This window comes from Asanoa ishikariensis (genome assembly GCF_900107455.1).
Classification (GTDB): Bacteria; Actinomycetota; Actinomycetes; order Mycobacteriales; family Micromonosporaceae; genus Asanoa; species Asanoa ishikariensis.
This window is the reverse complement of record NZ_FNQB01000001.1, coordinates 1213817-1224908: the sequence shown is the minus strand read 5'-3', so window position 1 is coordinate 1224908 and position 11092 is coordinate 1213817. Positions and strand designations below refer to the sequence as shown.

General features: G+C 69.2%; 11 protein-coding genes. 3 read left to right on the top strand and 8 right to left on the bottom strand.

Annotated features, from left to right (window positions below; translation table 11 throughout):
* The first annotated feature begins 45 nt into the window (after positions 1-45).
* Entirely contained in the window at positions 46-294 is a 249-nt protein-coding gene (locus tag BLV39_RS44965; protein WP_089245068.1) for a hypothetical protein, read from the top strand.
* A 51-nt stretch (positions 295-345) separates the two neighbouring features.
* On the opposite strand, the gene sucD is transcribed toward BLV39_RS44965, so the two are convergent.
* The 3 genes from sucD to icmB form a co-directional block, all read right to left on the bottom strand.
* The gene (sucD, locus tag BLV39_RS05805) at positions 346-1233 is read right to left on the bottom strand and encodes a succinate--CoA ligase subunit alpha (protein ID WP_090791174.1); all 888 of its coding nucleotides are present in this window, start codon (positions 1231-1233) and stop codon (positions 346-348) included.
* 1 nt (position 1234) lies between these two features.
* Complete coding sequence (gene sucC, locus BLV39_RS05800) at positions 1235-2413, bottom strand: ADP-forming succinate--CoA ligase subunit beta (protein ID WP_090788138.1); 1179 nt, start codon at positions 2411-2413, stop codon at positions 1235-1237.
* 326 nt (positions 2414-2739) lie between these two features.
* A complete protein-coding gene (gene icmB / locus BLV39_RS05795) occupies positions 2740-3144 on the bottom strand; it encodes a coenzyme B12-dependent isobutyryl CoA mutase small subunit (RefSeq protein WP_089246086.1) in 405 nt (134 codons plus the stop codon).
* A 344-nt stretch (positions 3145-3488) separates the two neighbouring features.
* Between icmB and BLV39_RS05790 the strand changes: the two genes are divergently transcribed.
* Both BLV39_RS05790 and BLV39_RS05785 read left to right on the top strand, forming a co-directional pair.
* A complete protein-coding gene (locus BLV39_RS05790; protein WP_090788136.1) occupies positions 3489-4193 on the top strand; it encodes a M23 family metallopeptidase in 705 nt (234 codons plus the stop codon).
* Positions 4194-4484: 291 nt separating this feature from the next.
* Positions 4485-5342: a M23 family metallopeptidase gene (locus BLV39_RS05785; RefSeq protein ID WP_239083729.1), complete on the top strand. Its 858-nt coding sequence runs from the start codon at positions 4485-4487 to the stop codon at positions 5340-5342.
* A gap of 57 nt (positions 5343-5399) precedes the next feature.
* On the opposite strand, the gene BLV39_RS05780 is transcribed toward BLV39_RS05785, so the two are convergent.
* The 5 genes from BLV39_RS05780 to pcrA form a co-directional block, all read right to left on the bottom strand.
* Positions 5400-6272: a hypothetical protein gene (locus BLV39_RS05780; protein ID WP_090788134.1), complete on the bottom strand. Its 873-nt coding sequence runs from the start codon at positions 6270-6272 to the stop codon at positions 5400-5402.
* The gene (locus BLV39_RS05775) at positions 6269-6556 is read right to left on the bottom strand and encodes a PadR family transcriptional regulator (RefSeq protein WP_239083728.1); all 288 of its coding nucleotides are present in this window, start codon (positions 6554-6556) and stop codon (positions 6269-6271) included. Before BLV39_RS05775 ends, BLV39_RS05780 begins: the two co-directional genes overlap by 4 nt.
* 169 nt (positions 6557-6725) lie before the next feature.
* Positions 6726-6980, bottom strand: a complete 255-nt coding sequence (locus tag BLV39_RS05770) for a hypothetical protein (RefSeq protein WP_090788130.1) — start codon at positions 6978-6980, stop codon at positions 6726-6728.
* Between the two features lie 296 nt (positions 6981-7276).
* Positions 7277-8107, bottom strand: a complete 831-nt coding sequence (locus BLV39_RS05760) for a GNAT family N-acetyltransferase (protein WP_176984778.1) — start codon at positions 8105-8107, stop codon at positions 7277-7279.
* A gap of 478 nt (positions 8108-8585) precedes the next feature.
* Entirely contained in the window at positions 8586-10994 is a 2409-nt protein-coding gene (gene pcrA / locus BLV39_RS05755; RefSeq protein ID WP_090788124.1) for a DNA helicase PcrA, read from the bottom strand.
* Between the last annotated feature and the right edge of the window lie 98 nt (positions 10995-11092).

Here is an 11092-nt window from a genome sequence, read left to right as displayed (position 1 = left end):
CCGGGCGGACCGGGCGGCCCAGGTGGTCCCGGCGGGCGCTTCCCGATGGGGCGCGGCTCTGGCTGGGGCGCGCAGGACCACTCCAAGTTCTGGGGCATCCTGGGCATCGTCATCGGCCTGATCTGCTGCGGCGTCCTCGGCATCATCTTCGGCGTCCTGTCGCTGCGCGACGCGCGCCGGTTCGGCCAGTCACAGCTGCTCGGCTGGCTGGCGATCGCGCTCAGCGTGATCAACATCGTGGCCAGCCTGGTACTCAACTTCACGCGGCAGTACCCGGGCGTCTACTACCACTAGACAAACGGAAGGGGGACGGCGCGAACGCCGTCCCCCGTACCGCCGAAAGCCTTATCGGCTCTGGATGATCTCCCGCATGAGGCGCGCGGTCTCGCTCGGCGTCTTGCCGACCTTGACCCCGGCCGCCTCCAGCGCCACCTTCTTCGCGTCGGCCGTGCCGGCCGAACCCGAGATGATCGCGCCCGCGTGGCCCATGGTCTTGCCGGGCGGAGCGGTGAAGCCGGCGATGTAGGCGACGACCGGCTTGGTCACGTGCTCCTTGATGAACGCCGCCGCGCGCTCCTCGGCGTCGCCACCGATCTCACCGATCATGACGATCGCGTCGGTGTCGGGGTCGTCCTGGAACGCGGCCAGCGCGTCGATGTGGGTCGTCCCGATCACCGGGTCGCCGCCGATGCCCACGCTGGTCGAGAAGCCGATGTCGCGCAGCTCGTACATGAGCTGGTAGGTCAGCGTGCCGCTCTTGCTGACCAGGCCGATCCGGCCGGCGGGGGTGATGTCGGCGGGGATGATGCCCGCGTTGGACGCGCCCGGCGAGGCGATGCCCGGGCAGTTCGGGCCGACGATCCGGGTCCGCTGACCCTTCTCGACGTTGTAGGCCCAGAACGCGGCGGTGTCGTGCACCGGCACGCCCTCGGTGATCACCACGGCCAGCGGGATCTCGGCGTCGATCGCCTCGACCACGGCGGCCTTGGTGAACTGCGGCGGCACGAAGATGACGGAGACGTCAGCCCCGGTCTCCTTCATCGCGTCGGCGACCGACGCGAACACCGGCAGCGACGTGCCGTCGAAGTCGACGGTGGTGCCTGCCTTGCGCGGGTTGACGCCACCGACCACGTGGGTGCCCGCCGCCAGCATCCGCCGGGTGTGCTTGGAACCCTCGGAGCCGGTCATCCCCTGGACGATGACCTTCGAGTCCTTGGTCAGCCAGATTGCCATGTCAGACCCCCGCAGCCGCGAGCTCGGCGGCACGTTCGGCCGCACCGTCCATCGTGTCCACCCGCTCGACGAGCGGGTTCGCCGCGCCGTCCAGGATCGCCCGGCCGGCCTCAGCGTTGTTGCCGTCCAAGCGGACGACCAGCGGCTTGGTGACCGCCTCGCCGCGCTGCTCGAGCAGCGCCAGCGCCTGGATGATGCCGTTGGCGACCTCGTCGCAGGCGGTGATGCCGCCGAAGACGTTGACGAACACGCTCTTGACGCTGGGGTCGGAGAGCACGATCTCCAGGCCGTTGGCCATCACGGCCGCGCTCGCGCCGCCGCCGATGTCGAGGAAGTTGGCCGGCTTGACGTTGCCGTGCCGCTCACCCGCGTACGCGACCACGTCGAGCGTCGACATGACCAGGCCCGCGCCGTTGCCGATGATGCCGACCTGGCCGTCGAGCTTGACGTAGTTGAGGTCCTTGGCCTTGGCGGCCTGCTCCAGCGGATCGACCGCGCTCTGGTCGACCAGAGCCTCGTGGTCGGGGTGCCGGAAGCCGGCGTTCTCGTCCAGAGTGATCTTGGCGTCGAGCAGGAGCACCCGGCCGCTGGCCACCTTGGCGAGGGGGTTGACCTCGACCAGCGTGGCGTCCTCGGCGACGAACGCCCGCCACAGCTTGATCGCGATCTCGATGATCTCGTCGGCCACCTCGGCGGGGAACTGCGCCTTGGCGACGATCTCCTTGGCGGTCGCGACGTCGACGCCCTTGTTGGCGTCGATGGCGACCTTGGCCACCCGCTCGGGGGTCTCGGCGGCGACCTGCTCGATGTCCATGCCGCCGGCCACGCTCGCGATGCACAGGAACGTGCGGTTCGCGCGGTCGAGCAGGTAGGAGAAGTAGTACTCCTCGAGGATGTCGGCCGTCTCGGCGAGCATCACCTTGTGGACCGTGTGGCCCTTGATGTCCATCCCGAGGATGTCGGTCGCCCGGGCCACCGTCTCCTCCGGCCCGTCGGCCAGCTTCACGCCGCCGGCCTTACCGCGGCCACCGACCTTGACCTGGGCCTTCACGACCACACGGCCGCCGAGGCGCTCCGCGATCGCGCGGGCCTCCTCCGGGGTCTCGGCGACACCGCCGGCGAGCACGGGGAGACCGTGTCGCTCGAAGAGATCGCGCCCCTGGTACTCGTACAGGTCCACGTCTACGCGTCCCGTCCTCGTCTCCGCGACGCACCCTTGCGCCGCGCCCATTCTGGTGTTTGAGGGGAGCCTATCCACGGTGGCGATGTCGGCAACCCGGCCGGGTCACCGGTGTGCGGCACTCCACAGGATCGGGCTTCCCGGAAATTTCTGAGATGGCGCGTAACCGCCGGATAAGGGCGTCGTTGACTTCAGTGTCGGCACGCAAGCGACAAAGCCGACGAAAAACGGCCGATGCCCTGTCGGTCGAGGGGTGGCGGCGGGGCATCGTGCATAGAGAGGCCGGGCGTGTGAGGGGTGCGTCCGGCCTCTCCCCTTAATTCGCTTTAGCCGACTGGCTGAGCGACGTTTTCGCGTACCCAGTCGACGATGCCCTGGGTGGTCGCACCCGGCGTGAAGATCTTGGCCACGCCAATACGCTGCAATTCGGGAATGTCGCCTTCGGGAATGATGCCCCCGCCGAAAACGACGATGTCGCCGGCGCCGCGGGATTCCAGCAGTTCGAGAACGCGCTTGAACAGCGTCATGTGCGCCCCGGAAAGGACGGACAGCCCGACGGCGTCGGCGTCTTCCTGGATGGCGGTCTCGACGATCTGCTCGGGGGTCTGGTGCAGCCCGGTGTAGACAACCTCCATGCCCGCGTCGCGCAACGCGCGCGCGACCACCTTGGCGCCCCGGTCGTGCCCGTCCAGGCCGGGCTTCGCGACCACAACCCGTATCCGTGCGCTCATCAGTCCTCCAGCGGGGCTACGTTGCCTTAACGAACGGTAACCCGATCACGCCCTTAAGGGCGACACCGGGTGCGGCGTGCCACATAACAATAAGTAATGCTCGATGTTACGGAGAGCTATTAACGAGGCTCCCCACAAAAGGTTACGAAATCAGGCATTCCACTGCGGACGGTCGGACTTAATGTCCGCGAAACACTCGCTCAGCTTGAGAGTCGCTTAAGGGACGGCTACCGTGTCCACGGCTGCCAAACCGATCCCCCCGGAATGGCACTGCGGATCACCGGCGTTCACCCCCCGTGACAAACGCCGCTTCCGCCCAACTGTTCCGACAACGGAGGGTGTGCGTGCGCCAGCGCTTGTCGTCTGAGAAGGACCGCTATCGCGGTCGCCGGCGCGTACCCACTCCGCCCCGCAGCCGTTACGCGATCGTCGTCACCGGAGCTTTCGTCGGTGCCGGTGTTGTCGCGATGGGCGCGAGCGCCATGCCGGACGCCAAGGCCGTCGACCCCCAGGTTCTCGCGGACCTGCACGGCGCCACCGTCAACAACGCCCTCCAAGATCGTGCTGACCAGGCCGGCAAGGCCTCGCGGTCCGAGCGCACCGACAAGATGGAGACGTCGCTCGCCGACTCTCCCGACGTCTGGCAGCTCCCGCTCTCCGGCTACACCTTCACCAACCCGTACGGCGTGCAGGGCAAGCAGCTCCACGCCGGCATCGACCTGGTCGCGCCCGAGGGCACCCCGTTCGCCGCGGTGCACGGTGGTGTCGTCAAGGAAGCCGGCTGGATCGGTGGATACGGGATGGCCGTGATCATCGACCACGGCGACGGCACCGACATCATCTACGCCCACGCGCGTCAGGTCCTCGTGAAGAAGGGCCAAGAGGTCAAAGCCGGCGACATGATCGGCCTGGTCGGCTCGACCGGGCACGCCTATGGATCGCAGCTTCACCTGGAGACGCAGGTCGACGGCGAGTCTACGGACCCGATCCCGTTCTTCCGCGAGCGTGGAGTGGACATCCAGCTACAAGTCGCCTCAATCTACGGCTGAGTAGCGAGCCCTACACGCACCGTACTGTCCGTCGAACCGCCCGTCGCCAACGCGATGGGCGGTTTTTCGTTGCCCGCTGTTCGCCAAAGTTTCCTGCGCCACAGCCGCCAATGTGACCCCGGCCACTCCCACAGGCGGAACGCGTACGGGGTGTAGCGGTCCAGATCGGGACATAGCCTCCCTCACTCAGCGTGGTCATAACCACGGCATACGCATGGCTGTCGCCGCGTTGAACACGGCTCGTACAACCATTTGCCGGTCCGTGCCGCTCAACCGCGGAGGTTCACCCCCGTGCAATCGAACTACCCGTACGACCAGCAGCCTGAGCAGGAGTTTCACGCTCAAAACGGGCCAGAGCAGCCGACGCCGCAGGCGCCGCTCGGCGTCCGCGACCGCGTGCGCTCGTCGCTCGTCGGGCGCGGTCGCGTCGCCGCGCTGGCCGCTGTCGGCCTGCTCGGCCTCGGCATCGCGGGTGGCGCCGTCGCTACTCTGGGTAACGATGACTCGACATCACCGACCACCATCGCGGTGGCCGACCAGCAGGCCCGCATCGACGCCGCCAGCCGCGCCGACCGCGCGCTGCGTTCCCCCATCGCGGTTCCGACCGTAAGCCCCACCACCGAGGCCGCCACCCCCAAGGCCGAGGTGAAGGAGCCCAAGTCGACCAAGAAGGCCCAGGCTACGAAGAAGGCCGCCCCCAAGGCCCCCGCGAAGCCCAAGCCCGCCGGTCCGAGCATCTCGAAGGCCGGCTGGACCTCCCCCATGCCGGGCTCTGAGATCACCTCCTGCTTCGGCATGCGCTGGGGTGTCCCGCACCAGGGCATCGACTTCGCGATGCCGGAGAACACGCCTGAGCGCGCCGCAGCGGCGGGCACCGTGATCGCCGCCGGCTGGGCGTACACCGGCTACGGCATCTCGGTGGTCATCGACCACGGCGACGGCTACTTCACGCACTACGCGCACCAGAACCGCACCGCGGTCGAGGTGGGCCAGACGGTGAAGGCCGGCCAGATCATCGGCTACGAAGGCTCCACCGGCGACTCCACCGGCCCCCACCTGCACTTCGAGGTGCACCAGGGCGCCATGTGGAACCAGATCGACCCCGCCCCGTTCCTGAAGGAGAAGGGCGTGCCGATCGTCGGCTGCTAAGGCTTACTTGCCCCCCGGTGACGATGGGCCCGACTCCACAAGGAGTCGGGCCCATCGTCAGTTCGCCGTCGCGCGGGACCTCATTCGCACGAGCCCCAACCCGGCGAACGGCGCGACCAGGAGACAAAGCACCACGAAGGTCGAGGGGTACGAGAGGCCCGCGTTGTGCACCAGGGCCAGCCCGACCACCGGCAGCGCCAGCACGACGACACGGCCGCGAACCGGACCGGGCAGCGCCAGAACGGTGAGCAGGACGGTGCTGACCGTCACCGCCGCGATGCCCAGCGCACCGGCCCCGTACTGCCAGTTCCCTTCGACGGGCAGCCAGGGCATCGTGTTGGAGAACGGCGCGCGCGGGATCCAACCGGTCACCGCGCCGACCACGCCGGCTCCGAGGGTCGGCCACAGAGCACGCCCGCGGAAGACCGGGCCATCGGTGATCGCCCACACGGCCAGGCAGCCAGCGGTCAGCAGCGCGGCGACGACCGCTATCGGCAGGTGATCGACACCGAACGCCAGGAAGCTGAACGTGGCCTGCATGACCAGTCCGACCGTGGCGGCGGTGACCGCGAGCACACGCCAGCCCGCGACCGAGCCGGCGGCCGCCAGCAGCCATCCCAGCACGGTCACGGCGAAGGTCCAGTCGGGCTGCACGAGGGTCGTGTGTAGGACGCCGGCCCCACGCAGCGCGCTGGCGGCCATCCCGATCGCACCGACGACACCGGCGGCCGCCGACCAGGTCGACCGGCCCGCGACGTGGGCGGTAAGCGCCGCCCGGGCCAGGTCGAGGACCTCGCCGGCGCGCGGTCGGCGTTGCCCCGGGCGGGCTCCGGCCAGCAGGGCGTCCAGCATCTCGGCCTCGTACGCCTGCCGGTGCCGGCGCGGGAAGAGCGCGAGCAGGCGGCGGTAGTGCCCCTCGAGCTCCGTCATGCCGGCTCAACTCCCAGCACCCTCAGCCGGGCGGTCGCCGCGGCGGCGTGCCGGGTCAACCGCTTGGTCTCGGCCGCCAGCCGCCGCGCACCGTCGCCGGTCAGGCGGTAGTAGCGGCGCAACCGGGAGTCGACGACCTCTTCCCGGTCGACCTCGATGAGCCCGTCGGCGTGCAGCCGGTCGATCGCGGTGTAGAGCGTGCCGACGCCGATCACGACCCGGCCGCCCGAGATCTGCTTGACGTCTTCGATCACGGCGTAGCCGTGCCTCGGCTCGGCCGCCAACGAGGTGAGGATGAGGTAGCTCGGCTCCCGCAGAGGTGCGTCGTCCTTATCGAAGGCTCCGTGCGCCCCAGGCAGGAGTCGAACCCGCTATCACCGCTTTAGAGGCGGCCGCCCGTCCGTCGGACCTCTGGGGCTTGGCGGTGGGCGGCCTACACCGCCCACCCATGGGTTAGGACGCCGCAGCGTCGGCTGAGGTTGCACGGAGTTCGTCCGCGGTCAGCGACCGACCGAGTTCGTCGAGCATGCGCAGGACGAACCGCTGGTTGACGACACGCTGGTTCAGCCGGTCAAGGGCGGCGGCCTGCCGCCAGACCTTCTGCTGCAGCCAGCGGGTCGCCTTCGGGAGGTCACCGGCGAGTTGCGCCTTGAGCGCGTCGCGCTCCGCTGCCAACTCGACCAGTTGGGCCCGCAGGTCCGTGGTCATGGTTTTTCACCTCCCTCCGCGAATGCCAGAGGAAGGTGCGCCACGAGCCGGCGCGAGGCCGACTCGAACGCGACAGCGGTGAGAGCCCCGTCGAGGTCGGGCTCATGAACGGCGACGGCGTCGACCGCGTCGGCATACAGCCGAGTCAGGGCAAGCTCGTCCGGTGCGGCGAGCAGCACGACGATGTCGGAGGCGCGGCCACAACGCGCGGTGAACTCGATCGCGGCGTGTGCCAGTTGGGCGGCCTGGTCACCGGGCGGGAGGTCGGCTCGGGTGACGAGGTAGAGGCGGCGGCCCTATGGGTGCGGCATGTCTTCAGGGTAGGTGGGTGAGTCAAGAGCCTTGCGGTAGCGGGGTTGCCGGTCGACGATCGCGTAGCCGGCGCGCTCGTAGAGCCCCACGCTGTTGTGCGGGTTCTCCTGGACGGTCCTCAGCCGAGCCCGCGTCACACCCGAATCGGCGAGGGTACGCAGCGTCTGGCTCATCAACGCGAGCCCGACCCCACGACGTCGCCAAGGCGGCCGAACCGCCACCCACGGCGTGCTCGCCGTGCCGTCGGGCTGGCGCTCGTTGACCACGACGGCCGCGACCGAGTCGCCGGCCCAGGCCACGGTCCAGAGCTCGACGTCCTGCACGTCGCGAAGGTATTCGTCGTACGTCTGTGTTTGGTGGCCGTGTCCGGAGTCGGCGAAGCACTCGTCGATTGCCGCGTAAATCAGGGGGTGATGCGCGGGTTCGACCGGCCGCAGGACGAGCCCGGGCGGGAGCGGGTGAGGCTCAAGGTTGTTGAGGTCGCGGGCCAGCTCCACGACGGTGAACGCGAGTCGGTAGCCGTGCGCGGTGATCATCGCGAGCTTGCCTGTTTCGTGCGGAGCCACGTTGACGCCGAAGGTGGATCCGGGCGTCCGGTCGACGCGTTCCTCCAGCCAGCGCAGGATCGCGGTGCCCACTCCCCGCCTGCGCCAGCGCGGGTCGACGCAGCCGGAGAGGAGGTGCAGGCGCGTGCCGTCGGCCTCGTCCCACGAGTCCATCCAGCCGCGGCCGACTATCTCGCCATGCTCTTCTGCTACTACGCCGAATGGTCGTGCGTCTTCGGTGTCGCGGTAGGGGCGCAAGAGGACGGTCACCGTCGTCATTGGACTGGTTGGAATGTCTTTGGCGCAATGCCTTTTCGCCGCGGTGGCGGCGCGAGGGTCTTTGGTTGCGCGCCGTTTGGGTGGAGCTCCTCGTCGGGGGGTGGGGTGGGCATCAGGTCTTCAGGAGGGCGAGGTGGTCGGGCCGCTTGCGAGGTGACCGGCACGAGCGCCCGAGCCTTTCGTGCAGCGGCCCGGTCGCGGCCCGCGCGGCTCGACCGCTCTGGATCGTGTTGGTCGCCGCGCGCCCCGGCGCGACAACCCAGCGCTGAAGACCACCCCACGCCCCAACCACCCCCCGGGGGGAACGGGGTGGAGCTCCTCGTCGGGCGTAGCCCGATGAACCAGGATCTCCGGACGGCGACAAGGTGGAGCGCCCAACCGGACGAACGACCTTGTCGCCGTCCGGAGATCCTGGTGCCCTAAGGCGAAGCCCGACGAGGAGCTCCACCCAAACGGCGCGCAACCAAAGTCAAATCTTCTCCACCGGCGCATGCCGAAGCACCAACCACATGGTCTGATCCCCAAAATCGATCTGAGCCCGCGCGCTAGGACCCTGACCCTCAACGGCCAGCACCCGCCCGAGCCCATACCGCTGATGGTTGACCCGATCCCCCACCGCAACCTTGGGCGCGGCCTGACGCAGCTCCGAAGCTGTCGACAGCTTGCTGCCGTCGATGCCCAACCGCTGCGCGAGGGCGGCAGCCTTGGGCGTGCCGCCGGAGAAGCCGCCACCACGTGCGGCCCCGCCGCTGGCACCGCTGCCACCGCGGTTGCCGACCCCACCGCCGGTGCCGGACCACGACGTATAGGACCCCTCGGTTCGCTCCCAGCGAACCAGCTCTTCCGGAAGCTCGGCGATGAAGCGCGAGGTCGGGTTGTAGGAAGGCGCGCCCCACGCCGACCGGGTCACGGCCCGCGACAGATAGAGCCGCTGCCGGGCGCGGGTGATGCCCACGTACGCCAGGCGGCGTTCCTCTTCCAGCTCGTTGTTGTCGCCGAGTGCGCGCATGTGCGGGAAGACGCCGTCTTCGAGGCCCGTCAGGAAGACGATCGGGAACTCCAGGCCCTTGGCCGTGTGCAGCGTCATCAGGGTGACCACGCCCTGGTGGTCGGGGTCGTCTGAAGGGATCTGGTCGGCGTCGGCGACCAGGGCGACCTGCTCCAGGAACCCGGCCAGGGTGGCCTGCTCGTCGTTGCCTTCCACCCGTTCGGTGAACTCGCGGGCGACGGAGACCAGCTCCTGGAGGTTTTCGACACGGCCGGCGTCCTGCGGGTCGGTGCTCTCCTCCAGCTCGGCCAGGTAGCCCGAGCGGGTCAGGGTCGCTTCCAGCACCTCTTCGGGGGGCGCGGTCTCGGACAGCTCGCGCAGGCCTTCGAGCAGCGCGACGAAATCACCGATGCCGTTGACCGCCCGGCTGGAGATGCCGGGTGCGTCGGCCGCCCGGCGCATCGCGGCGCCGAAGGAGATGCGGTCGCGGGACGACAAGGCCTCTACCGCGCCCTCGGCGCGGTCGCCGATGCCTCGGCGTGGGGTGTTCATGATGCGGCGGATGCTGACCGTGTCGTCGTCGTTGACGATGGCGCGCAGGTAGGCGAGCGCGTCGCGGACCTCGCGCCGCTCGTAGAAGCGGACGCCGCCGACCACCTTGTAGGGCAGGCCGACCCGGATGAACACCTCTTCGAAGACCCGGGACTGGGCGTTGGTGCGGTAGAAGACCGCGACGTCGCCGGGGCGGGCGTCCGTGTCGTCCGTGAGGCGGTCGATCTCGCGTGCGACCCAGTCGGCCTCGGCGTGCTCGGTGTCGGCGACGTAGCCCACGATGCTCTCGCCCGCGCCCTGGTCACTCCACAGGCGCTTGGGCTTGCGCGACGGGTTGCGGCTGATCACCGCGTTGGCGGCGTTGAGGATCGTCTGGGTGGATCGGTAGTTCTGCTCGAGCATGATCGTGCGGGCGTCTTTGTAGTCGCGCTCGAACTCGAGGATGTTGCGGATGGTCGCGCCGCGGAAGGCGTAGATGGACTGGTCGGCGTCGCCGACGACGCAGAGCTCGGCGGGCTCCAGGCCCTCGGTGCCCGAGACCAGCTCCTTGATGAGCTGGTATTGGGCGTGGTTGGTGTCCTGGTATTCGTCGACGAGGACGTGCCGGAAGCGCCGTCGGTAGTTCTCGGCGACGTGCGGGTGCGACTGGAACAGGTGCACCGTCGTCATGATCAGGTCGTCGAAGTCGAGCGCGTGTGCCTCTTTGAGGCGGCGCTGGTAGAGCGTGTAGGCCTCGGCGACGGCGCGCTCCATCGGGCCCTTGGCGCGGGCGGCGAAGGTCTCCGGGTCGACCAGCTCGTTCTTCAGGTTGGAGACTTGCGTGGCCAGGCCGCGGGCCGGGTGGCGCTTGGGGTCGAGGTCGAGCTCGCGGGCGACGAGCTGCATCAGCCGGCGTGAGTCGTCGGCGTCGTAGATCGAGAACGTCGACTTGAGGCCGGCGTGGTCGTGCTCGGCGCGCAGGATGCGTACGCAGGCGGAGTGGAAGGTCGACACCCACATCAGCCGGGCGCGGTTGCCGACCAGCGCGGCCACCCGCTCCTTCATCTCGCCGGCGGCCTTGTTGGTGAAGGTGATCGCGATGACCTGGCCGGGGTGCACGTCGCGAGCCGCCAGCAGGTAGGCGATGCGGTGGGTCAGCACCCGCGTCTTGCCGGAGCCGGCGCCGGCCACGATCAGCAGCGGTGAGCCCGCATGGGTCACCGCGTCGCGCTGTGGGCCGTTGAGGCCGGCCACCAACGCTTCGGGGTCGAGTTGGGGCCGCCTGGGCCGGCTGTCGGCGTCGGAGGCGAGCACGGCGGGCTGGCCGTCAGGGCTGGGGAGTTCGAAGAGAGCACGCATCGCACCGCGAAGTCTATTCCGACCGCCTGACAACTTCCGGAGGCGGCGCTGCGTCCGAACGGCCCGCTCGCACCCCTATCCGACACCCTCATGTCATC